The 17,504-nt window shown below is 59.4% G+C and carries 15 protein-coding genes; 5 read left to right on the top strand and 10 right to left on the bottom strand.

The annotated features are described in order from the left end of the window. Positions 1-72 precede the first annotated feature (72 nt). From A3OQ_RS0120735 to A3OQ_RS0120720, 4 genes are all read right to left on the bottom strand, one after another. Positions 73-1,632 (bottom strand): methyl-accepting chemotaxis protein, encoded by a 1,560-nt coding sequence (locus A3OQ_RS0120735; RefSeq protein WP_020177369.1) that lies wholly within the window; start codon positions 1,630-1,632, stop codon positions 73-75. Positions 1,633-1,739: 107 nt separating this feature from the next. After that, positions 1,740-3,380: a Na/Pi cotransporter family protein gene (locus A3OQ_RS0120730; RefSeq protein ID WP_161607359.1), complete on the bottom strand. Its 1,641-nt coding sequence runs from the start codon at positions 3,378-3,380 to the stop codon at positions 1,740-1,742. 103 nt (positions 3,381-3,483) lie between these two features. Then, entirely contained in the window at positions 3,484-3,804 is a 321-nt protein-coding gene (locus A3OQ_RS0120725) for an STAS domain-containing protein (protein ID WP_020177367.1), read from the bottom strand. 138 nt (positions 3,805-3,942) lie between these two features. Further along, positions 3,943-5,235, bottom strand: a complete 1,293-nt coding sequence (locus A3OQ_RS0120720; RefSeq protein WP_026596076.1) for an MFS transporter — start codon at positions 5,233-5,235, stop codon at positions 3,943-3,945. A gap of 247 nt (positions 5,236-5,482) precedes the next feature. Here A3OQ_RS0120720 and A3OQ_RS0120710 point away from each other — a divergent pair, with 247 nt between their 5' ends. From A3OQ_RS0120710 to A3OQ_RS0120695, 4 genes are all read left to right on the top strand, one after another. Next, positions 5,483-8,419 carry an FAD-binding and (Fe-S)-binding domain-containing protein gene (locus tag A3OQ_RS0120710; RefSeq protein ID WP_020177364.1) on the top strand — a complete coding sequence of 979 codons (2,937 nt, stop codon included), beginning with the start codon at positions 5,483-5,485 and terminating at the stop codon, positions 8,417-8,419. A gap of 20 nt (positions 8,420-8,439) precedes the next feature. After that, complete coding sequence (locus A3OQ_RS0120705) at positions 8,440-8,868, top strand: GlcG/HbpS family heme-binding protein (protein ID WP_020177363.1); 429 nt, start codon at positions 8,440-8,442, stop codon at positions 8,866-8,868. Between the two features lie 9 nt (positions 8,869-8,877). Further along, a complete protein-coding gene (locus A3OQ_RS0120700) occupies positions 8,878-10,020 on the top strand; it encodes a DSD1 family PLP-dependent enzyme (protein ID WP_020177362.1) in 1,143 nt (380 codons plus the stop codon). Positions 10,021-10,082: 62 nt separating this feature from the next. Then, positions 10,083-10,817 (top strand): carbonic anhydrase, encoded by a 735-nt coding sequence (locus tag A3OQ_RS0120695; RefSeq protein ID WP_026596075.1) that lies wholly within the window; start codon positions 10,083-10,085, stop codon positions 10,815-10,817. An 11-nt stretch (positions 10,818-10,828) separates the two neighbouring features. Here the strand turns inward: A3OQ_RS0120695 and A3OQ_RS0120690 are convergent, their stop codons facing one another. Genes A3OQ_RS0120690 through A3OQ_RS0120675 form a run of 4 tightly spaced genes read right to left on the bottom strand, consistent with a single transcriptional unit; the run spans position 10,829 to position 14,047 of the window. Next, positions 10,829-11,680 (bottom strand): c-type cytochrome, encoded by an 852-nt coding sequence (locus A3OQ_RS0120690; RefSeq protein ID WP_020177360.1) that lies wholly within the window; start codon positions 11,678-11,680, stop codon positions 10,829-10,831. 6 nt (positions 11,681-11,686) lie between these two features. Beyond that, complete coding sequence (locus A3OQ_RS0120685; RefSeq protein ID WP_020177359.1) at positions 11,687-13,327, bottom strand: cbb3-type cytochrome c oxidase subunit I; 1,641 nt, start codon at positions 13,325-13,327, stop codon at positions 11,687-11,689. Continuing rightward, entirely contained in the window at positions 13,296-13,847 is a 552-nt protein-coding gene (locus A3OQ_RS0120680) for a cupredoxin domain-containing protein (RefSeq protein ID WP_020177358.1), read from the bottom strand. The genes A3OQ_RS0120685 and A3OQ_RS0120680 overlap by 32 nt, the downstream gene beginning before the upstream one ends. Then, positions 13,847-14,047, bottom strand: a complete 201-nt coding sequence (locus A3OQ_RS0120675; protein WP_026596072.1) for a hypothetical protein — start codon at positions 14,045-14,047, stop codon at positions 13,847-13,849. Before A3OQ_RS0120675 ends, A3OQ_RS0120680 begins: the two co-directional genes overlap by 1 nt. A gap of 357 nt (positions 14,048-14,404) precedes the next feature. On the opposite strand from A3OQ_RS0120675, the gene A3OQ_RS24575 reads away from it, so the two are divergent. Next, positions 14,405-14,719, top strand: a complete 315-nt coding sequence (locus A3OQ_RS24575; protein ID WP_152428552.1) for a hypothetical protein — start codon at positions 14,405-14,407, stop codon at positions 14,717-14,719. A 31-nt stretch (positions 14,720-14,750) separates the two neighbouring features. Here the strand turns inward: A3OQ_RS24575 and A3OQ_RS0120665 are convergent, their stop codons facing one another. Further along, on the bottom strand, positions 14,751-15,083 hold the full coding sequence (locus A3OQ_RS0120665) for a hypothetical protein (RefSeq protein WP_020177355.1): 333 nt from the start codon (positions 15,081-15,083) through the stop codon (positions 14,751-14,753). A 93-nt stretch (positions 15,084-15,176) separates the two neighbouring features. Beyond that, positions 15,177-17,153, bottom strand: a complete 1,977-nt coding sequence (locus tag A3OQ_RS0120660) for an O-linked N-acetylglucosamine transferase, SPINDLY family protein (RefSeq protein ID WP_200860015.1) — start codon at positions 17,151-17,153, stop codon at positions 15,177-15,179. Positions 17,154-17,504: the final 351 nt, after the last annotated feature.

Raw genomic sequence — 17,504 nt, 5'->3', positions numbered from 1 at the left:
TCTCGTCCTTCGAGACGCGTTCCTGTCGGAACGCTCCTCAGGATGAGGGTTTGGAGGTGTTTGCGGCATTCTTTAAGTCCAAATTTCCTTGAATTTATCGAACTCGCCGCGAGAGTGCTCCGCAAGCTTGCTCAAGTCCAGCATGGTCGCGGTAATTTCCTCCGCCGCGGTCGCGTTCGATTGGCCGATCCGCGTCAGCTCGTCGAGGCTCGCATTGATCTGGGTGATGGCCGCCTGCTGTTCGGCCATGGCGGTGGCGATCGAGCCGACGAGCTTGTCGCTCTGGCGCACTGTCTCGGATATGCGCCGCATCTTGTCGCTGACCTCGCCCGCCATGGCGACGCCCTCGCCGGCCTGAGCGGTCGAGCGGCTGACGAGTTCGGCGATCTCTTGCGCGAGGGAGGCGGAATTTTCGGCGAGCTTGCGCACTTCCTCGGCGACGACGGCAAATCCCTTGCCGTGCTCGCCCGCGCGGGCAGCCTCGATGGCGGCGTTCAGTGAAAGCATATTCGTTTGGCTTGCGATGCGGGAAATCGCGTCGGCGATATAGCGCACCTTGCTGCTGCTTTCGGCGATCGCATTGACGACATTCACCATGTCGGACATGCGCGACATACCGTCCGTCACCAGAGTCGCGGCGGCGGCGGCGTGCTCGCTGGCAAGATGCGTATTCCTGGCGACGTCGGAAATGGCAAGCGTGCTTTGGCTGACGGCGCTCGAGGTCTTCTTGAGCGAGTTGAGCTGAAGGTTCGAGCCATCCGACACTTGGCTCACGGCGCTGCTCGCCTGACCCGCGGCGAGCGCGATCCGGCCGACATCCTCGGTCACGCGCTCGGTCAGCGCGTCGGAGGCTAACGCCTGTTTCTGAAAGGTGCGGATCACCTTGGCGATATCGCCGATCTCGTCGCCGCGCTCGACCGGAACCACGCCGGTCGTGTGGCCGCTCGCGAGGGCCTGCAAGGCTTTCGTAATGTCGGTCAGCGGATGCGTGATGAATCGCGTGACAAAGAGAATGGATAGGACGGCGCCGGCGATAGCGCCGGCAATGGCGATGATGGCCAAGAACCAGAGCCGCGTTTGATAGAACGCGGTGAGCTCCTGGTTCAGACGCGTGATGCGGGCATTGTTGGCCGCGACAAGCGCGTCGATCTCCTCGTTCAGTTTGGCGCGGTTGATGCGATTGGCATCATTGTCGCCGTAGGCGCGGGCTTCCGGCAGCGAAGCCTGACGCGAAAGACGAACGAGCTCGGTGCGGAACTTGATGAACTGGTCGATCGCCGCGTTGGCGCGGTCCATGGCGGCCCTGTCTTCAGGCTCGTCCATCGCCGTCCATTCTTTCATCAAGCGACCGATACGCTCCAGATTTTGCAAGACGAGGGGAGCGAATTTCTCCGATTCGGCCGGGGTCGCCGCCATGTAAATGCCGCGTGAGTCCATCACGGCGGCATAGATCAGCCCGTTGATCTTTTCGCCGATGACGGCGCGGGCAGAGGCGCGCTCGATCTCGTGAACTTTCTGGTTATAGGTGCGCATCGCATCGACGCCGAGGGCGCCGATAAACACCGTGATCAGCGCCAAGGCGGCCACGACGAGATAGATTTTAGGCGCCATTTTCCAGCGGTTAAAGCTCATCCCCGGTCTCCCTCGCGCAATTTTATCATAAAGGCCGGCGACCGGGGCCGCCAGACGGCACGCCGGGGCACGCACATTATCCTTAAGACCTATAGGGACGGGCTGGCTTACCCTGTGGCGGCGGCAAGCGCTTCTTCGGGCGCGGCGGCCTCGACACTCATCAGGGCACCATAGCGGCGGAGCATCCACACGGCCAGTTCGAACTGGCTGGTGATGGTGTAGAGGGTCTGCTGGTCGCGCGCCGAAAGCATCTTATCCGCTGCGATGACCCGGCGCCGGAGCTGGTCCACGAGGCTGTCGCGGTCGGCGGTGAGCTGCCGCAAGATGGCGAGGTCGTCGGCATCGCCGGATTTCACAGCCTCGTCGGCTGCCAGCAGAAGCGCTGCGAGCCCTTCCGACAGATTGGTGCTGAGCGACTGCATCGCCGGCGATTCGAAGGGCGTCGAAAGGGCGGCTCCAAGGTCGTGCAGCGACTCGTGGATCGATTGCAGCAGGTTGTTGCGGGCTTGACGGTTGGCGATGAGTTCGAGCACGTCGCGGCTGGCGCCCGTGTCAGCCAAATCATGGAGAAAGCGGCTTATGGTCTCGTCCAATGTCGTCGCCACCGAAAGCACCGTGCCGCGCTCCGGGAAGGCCTCGCCGCCATCCAGATGATCCGCCACGCCAAGGTGCAGAGGCAGAAAACCGAAAACACGCTCCTGCTCGCGATCGACGAGCGCGAGCGCGGTTTCCGGTTCGCTCAGCGCCTGGTCGTAGAGATAGCGCGGCTTCGACACGGATTCTTCGGCCGAAGGCGGTGCCAGCCATCGCAGCAGCGGGAGCAAGGGCTTGTCGAATATGCCCTGCACCGCGACCGCCGCGATCTGGCAGGCCAAATAGACCAGCGCCACCTGCTTGCTTGGATCATTGGTGATGAAGCGAATGGCGTGGGCCAGCAGCGGCACGCCGAACGCGCGTTCGACGATGAACAAAGGCAAGAGGGCCGCTATGCCGAGGACCTTGACGATGACTTGCAGGATCGCGAGCTGGCGCGACGCACCGGTCATGGAGGAGGCCACCATATAGGTGCTGATTCCCGATCCGACGCTCGCGCCGAAGACCGTCATCATGCATTGCTCGAGGCTCAGCAAATGCGCCGAGGCCATGGCAATGACGATCACCGTGACGGTGGCCGAGGATTGCGCCAGAACCGCCAGCCCGCAGCCAACCAGAAAGGCCGAAACGCTCCACTGAGCGGCGAGCATCAAGGATTCGCGAACCCAGTCGATATCGCGCAGCTCATGAGCACCGTTGCGCATCAGCTCGAGGCCCAGAAACAACAGGCTGATCGCGAAAATCGCGGCGACGATCGGACGCCAGCGCGGCGAGCGATCGAGATTCAAATAATAGCAAAAGCCGGCTATTGCCGTGATCGCCAGAACGAAGAGGTGAATGTCGATCGCGACCAGCAGGACGAGCGCCGCGGTGCCGACATTGGCCCAGACCAGAATCGGTGCGGCCTGGGGCAGGGTGATGAGGTCCGCCTTTGCCAGGCTCATCAAGATGACGGTGATGGCATTGGTGCTCTGGGTCAAAGCCCCGGCTGCCATGCCGATCAATGCGCTCAAAAGATAGCTATCGGTCGAGCGCGAGACCCATTGGCGCAGGCTCCGCCCAGCCAATTGGCTGAGATTGGCGGCGATCGACTTGATTCCGATGAAAAAGAGCCCGAGCCCGGCAAGGATCGAGGCGAACACGTCGGCGTGCATGATCATGAGCCGGAGTATCGCTCAGGACATGACAGTATCACGACGACTGAATGACGCCTGCGGCGGCCACCACAGGAAAACACATCCGATGTCGCGTTTTTGATCAGGTGGTTAAGGTCGCCAAGGCCGCGTCGCGCGAGGGGTGGATGTCGAGGATGCGGGCAAAGCCGCTGATCTCGAAGACTTCCGAGATTTGCGGGTTCAGCGAGCACAAGGCCAGCTTTCCGCCGGCTGTCTTCATCTTCTTGGCGGCGAGCAGCACGATGCGCAGACCGGCGCTGCTGATATATTGAAGGTCGCCGAAATCGAGCAGCAGACAGCGTTGGCCGCCGTCGATCTTCGCCAGCACATCCTTTTCGAAGGCCGGCCCCGTGGCGCTGTCAATACGCCCCTGGGGCCGCATCTCGAACACCTCATCCGCCATCGTTTTCAAGCTCGATCATTTGAGTTTCAAGAACCATAGTCCGGTCGCATGATCGCGGCAAGGCTGCGCCCATGCGGCACAGATTATAGACTCGATCCGTTCACAATTTGGATCGAGTCAATTTAAAATCGTCGTGATCTAGAGCGCCGCTTCGAGAGGCGTTCCGCCCGCGAGCGGCGACAGCGGCTCATCCATTTCGAGCGGTTTCTCCGGATGCATCAGGAAAGCCGCGGCCATGCCGATCAGCATCAGAAGAATCGTCATGATGAAAGGCAGATACCAATTGCCGGTCATGTCGATCATGACGCCGCCGGCGAGCGGCGAAACGATCAGGGCGAAAGCCGAGCCGGAATTCATCAGGCCCGCGGCCGTTCCGGAAAATTTCGGCGCTATATCCATCGGGATCGACCACATGGGCCCGATCACGAGTTCGGCGAAGAAAAATCCGCATGCGAGGCAAATCGCGACGATCGTGATGTCATGCACGAAGATGATCGGCAGCAAGGAAAGCAGCGCGCCGAAAAAGCCCACGAGGACGATGCTCAGCCGGGCGAGTCGCACATTGCCGGTCGCATGCAGGATGCGATCCGACAGAAGGCCGCCAACCGTGTCGCCGATCGCGCCCAGGATGAAAACGCCGGATGCGAAGAAGGCCGATTTCATGAGATCGAGTTGATAGTTCTCCTTAAAAAAGGAAGGCAGCCAATTGAGGTAGAGCCAAAGACACCAAGCGTAGCAGAAATAAGTGAGTGTGACCGGCCACATGCGCCGGATCAAAGCGCCCCAAGGCGCCTGCGGTCTTGGCCCTTCACGCGGGGTGGGCAAAATCTTCAATTCCTCTTCCGTGATGTCAGGGTGCTTTTTGGGCTCGTTGCGGTAATAGACGACCCAGATGAGACCCCAGATCAAACTCGCGAAGCCGAGCAGAATGAACGACCCCCGCCACGAATAATAAGTGACGAGCGCCGCGACGAGCGGCGGCGTGACGGCATTGCCGATCCGTGAAAAGGCATGCGTGAGGCCTTGGGCAAAACCGCGTTTTCCAAACGGAGTCCAATGCTGCATGGCGCATGTCGCCGAGGGAAAGGTCGCACCTTCGCCGAAGCCGAGAAGAATGCGGGCGAGAAACAAGGTGATGATGCCGGTGACGAAGCCGGTGAGAATCGTCGCGATCGCCCAGATCATCCCGCACCAGAAGAGCGTCTTGCGCGGACCGAAATTATCGCCGATCCAGCCGCCGCCGACTTGGAACAAAAGATAGGGATAGCCGAATGCGGAGAAGATGACGCCCATTTGGGTATGAGAAAGGCCAAGGTCGCTCTTAATGGCGCTCGCCGCCGTCCCGATATTGACGCGGTCGATATAGGTAATGAAATACATGACGCAAAGAAGGGCTAGAACCCCGTGCGTGGGTTTGAGTTTCCAGCCCATATTTTCCTCCGTCGGCTATTGGCTTTAAACTATTCTTGGCCTGAGCTGCCTTCATTCTAATGAGCTTTATCGTATCAGTTCAAGGGCGGCGGGGAGAGGAGCCATCCGGAGGATGTGCGCGGCGAGGTCAAATGCGTCTGGCTTTGGAATCTGGACAATCTTGCGCCGATGCGTTTCAGATTGCCAAAGCATCAAGAGCGAGATCAAGAAAGCTGGAACATGAGATCTGGCGGCAAGAGACGGCGGAATGGTTGATCAATCGCAATCCCGGCTGGCGCGGCGCCTGAAGGCGGAAGTCGATGGTGACGTCCTCTTCGATGCCTTCAGCCGTGGCCGCTATGCGACGGATGCCTCGCATTATCAGATGATGCCGTTGGGTGCTATTGTGCCGCGCAGCATGGATGATGCGGCGCGGGCGCTTGCCATTGCCCGCGACGAGGGCGTACCCGTCACGCCGCGCGGCGGGGGCACGTCGCAATGCGGCCAGACGATCAATCACGGTTTGGTGATCGACGGTTCGAAACATCTGCGCAAGATCAAGTCGCTCGATCTCCAAAACAAAACCTGCGTCGTCGAGCCGGGCATCGTTCTCGACGACCTTAACCGGGCCTTGAAGCGGCATGGTCTCTGGTTTCCCGTCGATATTTCGACGGCATCGCGCGCGACGATCGGCGGAATGGCCGGCAATAATTCCTGCGGCGGACGCTCGTTGCGCTATGGGACCATGCGCGACAATGTCATCGCGATCGACGCGATCCTGCCCGACGGCATGCCGATGCATTTCGGCGAAGTGGCGGCCGGTCTTGGCGAGCTCGACGGCCGGCCGGGCAAATCCTTGGCCGACCACCTGCTCAGCATCGGCAGACGCGAATCCGCCGAAGTCGCGGCGCGCTTTCCGAACGTGCAAAGACGCGTCGGCGGCTATAATCTCGATGCGCTCGATCCCGGCCGCAACCGTATCAATCTCTCCCATATTCTCGTCGGCTCGGAAGGCACGCTCGCATACACGACGGCGGTCGAATTGAAATTATGGCCGGTGCTCGGCAAACGTGCCGTGGGCGTCTGCCATTTCGGCACGTTCTACGCGGCGATGGAGACGGCGCAGCATCTCGTGAAGCTGAAGCCCATCGCCGTCGAGCTCGTCGATTCGACCATGATCGAACTCGCAAGCGCGATTGCGATGTTCAAGCCGACGCTGGAAGCTATTTTGCGCGGCGAGCCGGAAGCGCTGCTCCTCGTCGAGTTCGGCGAGGAGGAAGCGGAAAACAAAAGCCGCATGCGCCAGCTTTCCGAGCTCATGGGCGATCTCGGCTTTGGGTTCGATCGCGAGCGCAAACATTGGGGCGGTGTGGTCGAAGTCTATGATCCGGCTCTGCAGACGGCGATCACCGATCTGCGCACGTCGGGCCTCAACATCATGATGTCGATGAAGGATCAGCGCAAGCCCATCTCCTTCGTCGAAGATTGCGCCGTGCCTTTGCCGCAGCTCGCGGATTATACCGAAAATCTCACCCGCATTTTCGAGAAGCACGGAACGCGCGGCACTTGGTATGCGCATGCTTCGGAAGGCTGTCTGCATGTGCGTCCGGTACTCAACCTCCGGCTTGAAAAGGACGTGAAGGCCATGCGCGCCATCGCCGAAGAGGCCTTCGCTCTGGTGCGCGCCTATAAGGGCTCGCATTCGGGCGAGCACGGCGACGGATTGCTGCGCAGCGAATTTCACGAACCGATGTTCGGCACAAAGCTCGTGCGTGCCTTCGAGGAGGTAAAGGACACGTTCGATCCGAACGGGCTTTTCAATCCGGGCAAGATCGTGCATTCGACCAAATTCGACGATCGCAGTCTGTTCCGCTACGCGCCGGATTATCATGTCGATGATTTCGTACCTCAGCTCGATTGGTCGGATTATCCAGGCGCAATCGGCGGACTGCAAGGCGCGGTCGAGATGTGCAATAATAATGGCGCCTGCCGGAAGCTCGAAGGCGGCGCCATGTGCCCTTCCTATCGCGTCACGCGTGACGAACAGCATGTGACGCGCGGGCGCGCCAATAGTCTGCGGCTGGCGCTGTCTGGCCAGATCGGTACGGAGGCTTTCTCGTCGGACGAGATGGCCGAGACGATGAAGCTTTGCGTCTCGTGCAAATCCTGCAAGCGCGAATGTCCGACCGGCGTCGACATGGCGAAAATGAAGATCGAAGTCTTGGCCGCGCGGGCCAAGAAAAAGGGTTATTCGTTGCGCGACCGGCTTGTCGCCTTCATGCCGCATTATGCGCGCTACGCGGCATGGATCGCGCCTTTGCTCAATCTGCGCAATGCACTGCCGCCGATGGCCTGGGCTCTCGAAAAGATCGTGGGCTTCAGCAAAAGCCGGTCCTTGCCGGAATGGAAAGCGAGGCGCTTTGCGCCGAAGGCCTCTGCCTTCGGGCCGAGCGAAGGCAGGGAAGTCGTGCTCTGGGCCGATACGTTCAACGCGAGTTTCGAGCCTGAAAATCTGGACGCTGCGCTCGCCGTGCTGACAGGCGCCGGCTATCGCGTGCATCTCGCGCAGGCAGAGGATGGCAAGCGCCCGCTCTGCTGCGGGCGGACCTTTCTCTCCGTCGGCAATGTGGATGCTGCGCGCGCCGAAATGGCACGCACGCTGAAAGCGCTCAAGCCTTTTCTCGACCGGGGCGTGCCGCTCGTCGGATTGGAACCGAGCTGCCTCTTTACCTTTCGCGACGAACTCGCCGCTGTGCTGCCCGGCGATGAAGCCAAGCGGGCCGCGGCGCATGCGATGCTCTTCGAGGAATTCGTTCTGCGCGAAGCCAGGGCCGGGCGCTTTACCGCTCGGCTTGCGCCGGTCGCTGCAAAAGTGCTTTTGCATGGCCATTGTCACCAGAAGGCGTTTGGTACCATGGGCGCCGTCGAAGGCGCATTGCGCCTCATCCCCGATCTCGATCTCGACTTGATCGAATCGAGCTGTTGCGGCATGGCAGGCGCTTTCGGCTATCAGGCCGAGACCATCGAGGTATCAAAAGCCATGGCGGAACTCTCGCTTCTGCCTGCGGTACGCAAGGCGCCGGATGCCATTGTGATTGCCGACGGGACATCTTGCCGGCATCAGATCAAGGACGGCACGGAACGCGAGGCAATTCACGTCGCGCGGCTTTTGGCGTCGAGCATGGCGGCGGCTGAAGCCGCATAGTTAAGGACGGAAAGATCAATATGAGTTTGACCTTGGATATGGCGCGCGGCATCGCCGACGCGGTGCTTGCCAAAAGCAAAGAGCTTCAATTGAAGCCGATCGCGGTCGCGGTGTTCGACGAGCGCGGCTGTTTGCGCGCCTTCGCGGCGCAAGATGGCACAAGCCTGTTGCGGGCCGAAATTGCGCAGGGCAAGGCCTATGGCGCCTTGGCACTCGGCATGGGCTCGCGCGCGATTTTCAAACGCGCGCAAGAGCAGGCTTTTTTCATCGATGCCGTCAATACATTGGCGCAAGGCAAGATCATTCCCGTGCCCGGCGGCGTGCTGATGCGCGATGGCGCCGGGACTTTGCTCGGCGCTGTCGGAGTCAGCGGCGACACATCGGATAATGACGAGACTTGCGTCTTGGCCGGCATCGCGGCTGTTGGCCTTGTTGCGGATGCTGGCTGAGACACGCGCATGACGAAGCAAAGTCCCAATGCGGCGCTGGTCGGCCAACAGGGCAGCCGCGAGGTTTTGGCAACGCCTTGCCTCGTGCTCGATCTGCCCGCTGCCCGGCGCAATATCGAAAAGGCGCAAAGCTTCTGCCGCGAGAAAGGCATGAAGCTGCGTCCGCATGCGAAATCGCATAAATGCGCGACACTCGGCGCTTTGCAGGTCGAGGCGGGTGCCAACGGCCTCTGCGTGGCGACCGTCGGCGAGGCCGAGGCCCTGGCGGCAAAAGGCTTGCGTGATCTTTTGATCACGTCGGACTTCACGCAGGAGAATAAGATCGCGCGGGCGATCAGACTTGCTGTCGATGGCTGCAAGATCACGATTGTGGCCGACGACCCGGACATGGTCGACCGGATCGCGGCAGCCGCGAAACAGGCAGGCGTCGTGCTCGATTGCTTGCTCGATGTCGATCTCGGGCGGCATCGCAACGGAATCATCTCGGTGCCGCAGGCACTCGCCGTCGCCGGACGCATCGCGGCGCATCCAAGCCTGAGGCTTGCCGGCATGCAGGCCTATGCCTCGCATATTTCGCATGTCGAGACCTATGCCGACAGACTCAAGGCTTCGCAGGATTGCGCTGCTATCATCAAGGACATTATGGCCGCGCTGGCTTCAGCTGGGCACAGAATCGAGCATGTGACCGGCGGCTCGACCGGCACTTTGTTCATGGACCCCAGCCTTCATTGCTACACGGAACTGCAATGCGGCAGCTATGTCTTCAACGATGTCGAATATTCAAACATCGAATTGGAGCAGGACACCAAGGCGACACCTTTCGAGCCATCGCTCTTCGTGAAAGTGTCCGTTATCGGCCGCAATTATCCGGGGCGCGTTGCTTGCGACGGCGGCAATAAGCATTTCTCTGCCAAGGGCACGCTGCCCGCGTTCCGGCAAGCGCCCGTCGCGGGCGCCGTCTATAAGCCGGACAGCGACGAGCATGGCATTATCGAATTGCCGGATGGCGCGGAGCAGCCCGCACTCGGCGCGTCATTCGAGCTGATCGTGCCGCATTGCGATCCGACGGTTAACCTTTACGATCATTTTCATGTCGTCGAAGGCGATAGATTGGTCGATATTTGGCCGATCGAAGCGCGGGGCGCTTTTTGAGCTGGCGGTCCTATGAGTTTGGCATAAGCTCTTAAAAGCCACAGCCGACAAAGGAGAGAGCCATGTGCGAATTCTGCGAATCACAGAATGTCTCTCACACCTTTTCCCGTCGCGGGCTTGTTAAAGCCCTCGGGGCTGGGGCAGTGGGATTTGCTGTAGCAGGTCCCGCGTTTGCCAAGCCGACCAAGGCGCCGCCCAAACCGCAAAATGTCGTGTCGCCAGACGAGGCGCTGGATCTCCTGAAGGCGGGCAATGCGCGCTATGTTGCCGGTATCGCCAAGCGCCACGATTTCAAACACGAGCGGGAACCGCTGACGCTTGGGCAAAACCCATACGCTGCGATTCTGAGCTGCGCCGATTCGCGGATCGCACCCGAATATGCATTCGATACCGCGCGCGGCGATCTCTTCGTCTGCCGCGTCGCCGGCAATTTCGCGACTGATGAGAATGTTGCAAGTTTCGAATACGCGGTGGCTATTCTGAACACCCCGCTCATCATGGTGTTGGGGCACGACGCCTGTGGCGCCGTCGATGCGACAATCAAATCGCTGAAAGACAATGAAATCTTGCCCGGCCATTTGCCGTCGCTTGTCGCGGCGATCGCGCCTGCCGTCAAAGCGAGTGAAGGCAAGGCGGGCGATCCGCTTGCCAATGCGATCCGTGAGAACGTGATCCTCACCGTGCAAAAGCTAAAGAGCGCGACACCCATCATCAGCGCCGCGGTGGAGAAAGGCAAAATCCGCATCGTCGGCGCGACCTATAGACTCGCAGACGGACATGTCGAGCTTGTTGCCTGACGGAGTACCATTCAGTTCGACGCCGGCATGCCGTGATAATAGATCGCCAGAGCGTGCGCTTCCTCCGGCGTCAATTGATGCGCGATGGTGCGCATGCGCTCGAAAACATCATTATGGCGTTTCTGGCTGTTGAAATTGCCGATCTGCTTTTCGATGTAGGGAGCAGACTGCCCCAATAGAAGCGGCGCGTCTTCAGGACCGCTGCGGCTCGGCCCATGACAGGAATCGCATGACGGAATCCCGCGCCTCGGATCGCCTTCGCGCGCCAGGAGATCGATCTTGAGCATGACGGCCGAATCGGCCGCCCGCAGAGCCTCCGGCTTCTGCGCCGTATAATAGGCGGCGACATCTGCCATTTGCTCTTGTGTGAGCGGCTGCGCGATCGGCCCCATCGTGTCCGACTTGCGATCGCCCGATTGAAAATCGGCAAGCTCCTTGAAGATCGCGGCTTGCGATTGGCCTGCGAGGTTTGGGAATTGCTCCGGATCGGTCGATTTTCCGTCCTCGCCATGGCAGGCGCCGCAAGTGTCCTTGGCGAGTTCTGCGCCTTTTGCCGCGCTCGCATGCGACAAGAGACGATTCGTCTCCACCGTCCAGACGACATTGGAGACCGGCGGGCTCGCTTTCGCGGCGCCGGGATCGGCCGGGATTTTCTCGGAGCCCGGCAGACCGAGCGCGCGGCAGATGGCGGTGAAGGGATCGAAACTGCTTTCGCCGCGCGACGGGAAAATCACGAAGCCGATGACAAGGCCGACGAGGACAAAACCGGCGACGAAAACGCTGGCCCAGATGCGCCAGGAGCGATCGCTTGCGGGATGATCGCTGCCGATTGGACCGGGTGTGAGAGGCGAGGTTTCGGGCATCTGATCTCAGTTCCCAAGATCGACGCGATGGACGAGCGCAGGATAGTCCTTGATGAAGAAGAACTGCGCAATCGGATAGCCATAGGCCATGAGCATCAAGAACAGCACCAGCCCGTTGCACAAAGCAAATCCGTTGAGCGCGCTTGGCACGCGATGCGGCGGATAGACGGCGACCGCGTAGTACATCCGGCGGTCGGCCAGGGCGCCTCGATAGAGCGTCAGGAGGTTCCACACGAACAAAAGTCCGGAGGTCAGCAGAATATAACCGCCGATCATCGAGACGATGGTCCAATGCTGCCAATAGGCGATCATCGGATTGGTATAGTCGAAGGTCGCGACGCGGCGCGGCTGGCCTTCGAGACCGAGGATGTGCCAGGGAAATGTCGTCACGATCATTCCGATGGCCCACATCCAAAGTTGGAGGCGGATCGGTTTGAGAGCCAAAGCCTCGCGCCCGAGGAGTTTCGGCCAGAATTCATAGGCGATGGCGAAATACATGATCACCACCGTCCCGCCGTAGATCAGATGAAAATGCGCCGTGACCCAGGACGTATTGTGGATCATGGCGTTCATGCCGTAGGACATGTTGATGATACCGCCGAAACCGCCGAAACCGAGCAGAACGAAGCTCAAGCCGGTCGCGAGCACCATCGGCCGGTCCCAAGGAAGCGCGCCGATCCAGCCGAAAAGACCCTTGCCGCCGCGCAGCCGTCCGGCGATTTCCATCGATGCGCCGATGGTGAAGATCGTCAGCAAGGTCGGCACGGTGACGAGCACCGTCAGCATCATCTGCAGAAATTTGAAGCCGGTGCCGTGCTCTGGATCCATGAACAGATGGTGCATGCCGACGGGCAACGAATACAGCACCAACAGCAAGAAGCTGAGACGTCCCATCATATCGCTATAGAGCCGCCCGCCGGCGGCGCGCGGCGCGATCGTGTAGAAGGTGATATAGGCGGGCAGCAGCCAGAAGTAGACGATCGGGTGCAAGGTCCAGGCAAATAATGTGCGGGCGAGGCCGACATCGATGGTCTGCGTCCAGCCGAGCGAAGCCGGAATGACCTGAAACAGAAGTTCGACCGCGACGCCGGCCGTGGTCCACAGCCATAGAAAGGCGTTCGCGACATTGCCGTACATGGCGAGGGGAACCGGCTTGCCGGGATTATCCTTCTTCCAACCCGCCATCGCCCAGATCATCAGACCGACCCATACCCATGAGCCGACCACGACGAGCACGAGGCCGAGATAATAAAAGATGCTGCCGCTCAGCGGCGGATAGAAAGTGTAGAGGACGGTGGCTTTGCCGGCGAAGACGGCCGGCAGCGCCATGAGCACGCCGACAATGACGAGCCAGAAACCGGCCCATGCGAGGCGCATGCTGGGCAGCGGCCGCTCGAGCGTGGTGACGGAGACGAAATAGCCGAAGCCCATGATGAAGAGCGTGGGCATCACATAGCCCATGATCGTGCCATGCGCGGTGACCGACGCGAAATAGGCCTCGGGCGATGTGAAGGCAGGTTCAAGCCCGCTTCGCACCGTCATCTGCCAGGCACCAAGAACGATGGCGAGCACGAATGCCGCGAAGGCTATTCCGAAGTGGGCGAGGATGAGCCTATCAGCGCGATATGTCACATCGAGCCCTTCCATCACTGTCGTTTTGCCATTGGGCTTGCGGGATGACGCGGACGACGGCCCACATCTCGCTATGGCCGAGGCCGCAATATTCGTGGCACGGCATCAGGTGATCGCCCGCCGTCTTAAAGACGGTGCGGACCTCCGCCACATAGCCCGGCACGACCATCGTATTCGCATTCGTGCCGGCGATCAGAAAGCCATGGATGACATCCGGGCTGGTGATGCGGATTGTCACCGGCTTGCCTTGAGGCACGGGAATGCAGCGCGGCACGAAGGCGAATTGCGTCGCGACGATGCGCACCGTCGCCGAGCCGTCGGGATCGACGCTGGTGCCGAGATTGCTTTCGGCGAATTCCTTGCTCTGGCTCACCGTCGCGGGGTCGATCACCTCGACATGGCTCGGCGGATGCAACGTCATGACGAAGCTCGTGACACCGATGACGGCGAAGATGATCGTCACCGCGCCGACGACCGCCATGGCCCAGCGAAATTCGGTCTTCTGGAGATCCTGCTCGTTCGTAACGGGAGCCATTAGCTGATCGGTCCCCGCGCCAGGAAGATGAAGACATAGACGGCGAGCCAGGCCAGCACCAGGAGGCTCATGGCTGCTCCCGCTAAGGCGAGCGCACCTTGCGGAACGGTCTTGAGGACCTCTTGCAGCGCGGCATCGGTAATGGGGTCGGAGGCATCTTCGGCCGGGGGCGAACCGGAAAATCGATCAAAATCCGACATGAATGCCCCTAAATCGAAATTCATTTGCGAATTTATGCGCGGCGCACTCGAAAAATCGCGTCAGCCGTCGCGTGGCGGATATAGCCTAGTCTGTCTTGTCCGAATTTCTGTGACAACCCCGATTTACCCGCCATCGGCGGTGCCTGGGGTGGCCGAATCACCTGCGAAGATGGGATCGTTTCGAAAGTGCTTGATGAAATGGCTTTTTGATATTGCCTCTGTGCCCAGCAAAAAGACGGTAGAGGCATACGCACTGATGGACGAACGATCACAATGTGATGCGGATGCGTTCACAAGTGTTAACAAATTTGAAATATAGCGTAGACTCTGTGACGGCTCATCCAAACGGGGGTTAGGATGCCGGACATTACGGAATGCAAGATCAGGGAAGCTTGGAGCAGGTTTCGTCCCACGGGTAAGGTCTTCGATTACACAGAAAAAAGACCGATGCGGGTGCGAATGTCCCTACAGGGCACGTCTCAATCCAGCGATTCCGAAAAAGAACGCGCACCAAGTGTGCTCGTGGAATTGTTTCTTGAAAGTGGCGGCTTAAGCGGCTTGCCGGTCTTCAGAATCATCGGCGTAGTGCCGAATAAGAACTTGAAGATCATTCTCGAAACGATCTTCGACTCCGGCTATAAGGCGCCGGGTCAGCTGTCCGTTCAACTGTGAGACTGAGAGGCGGCGGCCAAGGCCGGCCGCCTCATTGGTACCAGGGCAGAAGGCCGAAGGGCAAAGGCATTGCACTGCGATAGAGCGGGTCCGGCACCGCTCCGTGACCGCATTTGCGCTCGACGAACTCGTAGGCGTCCGTACCGTCATCGAGCCTATACTTGCCTGGTCCGAACCAAAGCTGGCCGGCAACGACGCCCCATGTGTCTATTCTGATGATATGGTTCGTGCTCCAAATATAGGGCGCTGTCTTCGCGAACCAGCCGCAAGGCGATTCGACCAATAGAGGCGGGCGCTCCTGAGCGGCGGCGGCTGGCATCGATGCGGCCAAGAGGGCGGCGGCGATCACGATCGCTTTTCTCATCCTTAGCCTCGCAACGAAAAGCCTGACAAATATTATCATAAATCCAAATCCCGATAGCTCAAAACAACTCGTCTCTTGGCAATTGTCATCTCGTCAGGCAGGCGACTGCCACAAACGATCGTCGGGCTTGATGGGATAGGTGCTATGCCAGTGAGTGAGCTTTTCGCGATAAAGCCTGCGGTATTCGTCGTCCGTCAGCAGCTCGGTCTTTTCGAGATCCAAATCCAAAGCGACATCGTGATAGATATCGAGATTGCTCAAGTCCGGAGCCGGCAATGCGCCGGCCTCGAAGTCCGTCCACATTTGCATGTAGAGTTTCTCGAGGTGAGAAACGAGGAGGGGCGTATCGAAGAGCAAGCATGTATCGCGCTCCGAAACGAGCTTCTTTCTAATCGCCGCACATTTAGCGCGATCGCGCCCGAGTTCGACGGCGCGCGCGACATAATCATCGGGGCTCGCGCAGACCAACTCGCCAATGCCCGCGGCATGGACGACACTCGCGCATACGCGCGAAGCGAAGCTGCGGCCGGGTAAGGTCACGATGGGCACGCCCATCCAAAGAGCGTCCGCCGCCGTGGTATGAGCGCCATAAGGCAGATTATCGAGGAAAAGATCGGCCAAGGGATAACGCGCCAAATGGTGCGGGTTGGCCATCTTTTCCGCGAAGATGAGCCGATTGGATTCTATCCCCTGGCTGACCGCGAGGCGCCGCAAGCGCTCATTTGTATCGCTCGTTCCAGCCAGAAGCCACAATACGCTTCCCGGAACCTGACTGAGGATATTCATCCATCGCCGAAATGTCAGCGACGTCAGTTTCTGCATGCCATTCAGACAGCAATAGACGAAAGCGTCATCAGGAAGCCCCGCGTCCTGACGTGACGGGCGATGCTCCGCGACCACTCTCTTGCGGTCGTTCGGCTGATAGCAGGGCAATCGAACGACCTTTTCCGAATAATAAAGTTCCTGGTCCGGCGGGATGACATAGGGATCGGCGACGATATAGTGGTGATACGGACTGCCCATAGACCCAGGATAGCCAAACCAATTCACCGCGACCGGCGCGGGCCGCATGCAAAAGACCCGGGTTCGCGCAGACTTGGTATAGCCATTCAAATCGATGAGAATATCTATCTCGTCATCGGCGATTTTCTGTGCCGCCTGCTCATCGGTCAGATCGTTGATGTCGAGCCAATGATCGGCGGCAGTCTTGATTCTCTGCTGGGTCGAATCGACGCGCTTGATACCGCAATAATAGACGAATATCTCGAAGCGCGCCCGGTCATGAACCTCCACGACGTCGGTCATGGCGAAGCCAACCGCATGTTCACGCATGTCGGAAGAGACATAGCCGATCCGCAGCCTTTCGTGTCGACGCTTCGCGGTATCGGCCGGCGAGAGGCTCGACCTGGGCGAGGGACAAAGGCCGATCGATTGCTTGTTGTATAGATAGGCCTTCGCCAACAAGAACATCGGATCGTCGGTCAGGTTGGCCAATGACAATGGCGATATTGCCGCGATCAATCGCTCTTTCTTGACGTTTTCCCATCCGGAAACGACCGGCCATTTGCATCCGCGTTGCCGCAAGGCGATCCAATGCTGAATGATCTCTTCCTGATCCAAACTAATCTCGAGAGATTGTTTCAGCGCATCCTCTGCCGCTTCATCGTTGAAGTTGTTTTCGAGGACGCGCCCAATCTGATGCAGCGCGACCAGCTTGTGCATGACGGCCGTGCCGTTGATCATAGGCAGGTCGTTTACAAGCTTCAGCCACTGACTGACGGCATCTCCGGCGAGGCCGATATCTTCGAGCACGCGTCCTAGATTAATGTATGGAGGATAGAAGTCGGGTTTCAGCCTGATGCATTCACGAAAGGCATTGATCGCGCCTGTGCGGTCGCCAGCGTCGTTCAGAGCGGTCCCATAATTGAAGTAGACGATATGAATGAGTTCATTTTCGCCATTATAGGCAATCCAAGTTTTATAGAGATCGCAGGCAAGCTTTCCCTGATACATCGCCTTCAGCGTCGCGCATATCGAGAAAAGTTCACCGGCCGGCATCTGTCGCGACATTATCAGTCTGACAGAACGATTGAATAATTCCGGGGCAGCTTCCAATTGGCACTTCCCTGTTTCGACTCAAATTTTTTGAAGAGGAGGCTGGGATAAGGCTCGACGGCTGTCAACGCTGAACTCAGGGCTGGGGAGACGACGGTCCTCAATTTCTGGAGATGTCTTGCCGGCGTGGATGCAGGCCGAAGCCATTCTTGAAAAATCGTCGAAAAAGACACTCCGATGACGTGCGCAAGCTAGGCTCACGCAAGCCAGTTGGTATCAACTTGGGGGGCGGAGGAGAATTCGCATCTGACCCTCTTTGTCAGCGCCCTGGCCTTCGGGATTGAACGGGCGGGATTTCGTGCCTCC

Origin of the sequence: Methyloferula stellata AR4, assembly GCF_000385335.1 — a bacterium.
GTDB classification, from domain to species: domain Bacteria; phylum Pseudomonadota; class Alphaproteobacteria; order Rhizobiales; family Beijerinckiaceae; genus Methyloferula; species Methyloferula stellata.
This window is presented reverse-complemented; position numbering and strand designations above follow the sequence as displayed.

Bases quoted from the DNA above. Each gene is read 5' to 3' on its own strand.
- A3OQ_RS0120690 (WP_020177360.1), bottom strand. From the start codon at position 11,680: ATGCCCGAAACCTCGCCTCTCACACCCGGTCCAATCGGCAGCGATCAT.
- A3OQ_RS0120705 (WP_020177363.1), top strand. From the start codon at position 8,440: ATGAGTTTGACCTTGGATATGGCGCGCGGCATCGCCGACGCGGTGCTT.
- A3OQ_RS0120665 (WP_020177355.1), bottom strand. From the start codon at position 15,083: ATGAGAAAAGCGATCGTGATCGCCGCCGCCCTCTTGGCCGCATCGATG.
- A3OQ_RS0120680 (WP_020177358.1), bottom strand. From the start codon at position 13,847: ATGGCTCCCGTTACGAACGAGCAGGATCTCCAGAAGACCGAATTTCGC.
- A3OQ_RS0120695 (WP_026596075.1), top strand. From the start codon at position 10,083: ATGTGCGAATTCTGCGAATCACAGAATGTCTCTCACACCTTTTCCCGT.
- A3OQ_RS0120735 (WP_020177369.1), bottom strand. From the start codon at position 1,632: ATGAGCTTTAACCGCTGGAAAATGGCGCCTAAAATCTATCTCGTCGTG.
- A3OQ_RS0120725 (WP_020177367.1), bottom strand. From the start codon at position 3,804: ATGGCGGATGAGGTGTTCGAGATGCGGCCCCAGGGGCGTATTGACAGC.
- A3OQ_RS0120730 (WP_161607359.1), bottom strand. From the start codon at position 3,380: ATGCACGCCGACGTGTTCGCCTCGATCCTTGCCGGGCTCGGGCTCTTT.
- A3OQ_RS0120675 (WP_026596072.1), bottom strand. From the start codon at position 14,047: ATGTCGGATTTTGATCGATTTTCCGGTTCGCCCCCGGCCGAAGATGCC.
- A3OQ_RS0120685 (WP_020177359.1), bottom strand. From the start codon at position 13,327: ATGGAAGGGCTCGATGTGACATATCGCGCTGATAGGCTCATCCTCGCC.
- A3OQ_RS0120710 (WP_020177364.1), top strand. From the start codon at position 5,483: ATGGTTGATCAATCGCAATCCCGGCTGGCGCGGCGCCTGAAGGCGGAA.
- A3OQ_RS0120660 (WP_200860015.1), bottom strand. From the start codon at position 17,153: ATGTCGCGACAGATGCCGGCCGGTGAACTTTTCTCGATATGCGCGACG.
- A3OQ_RS0120720 (WP_026596076.1), bottom strand. From the start codon at position 5,235: ATGGGCTGGAAACTCAAACCCACGCACGGGGTTCTAGCCCTTCTTTGC.
- A3OQ_RS0120700 (WP_020177362.1), top strand. From the start codon at position 8,878: ATGACGAAGCAAAGTCCCAATGCGGCGCTGGTCGGCCAACAGGGCAGC.
- A3OQ_RS24575 (WP_152428552.1), top strand. From the start codon at position 14,405: ATGCCGGACATTACGGAATGCAAGATCAGGGAAGCTTGGAGCAGGTTT.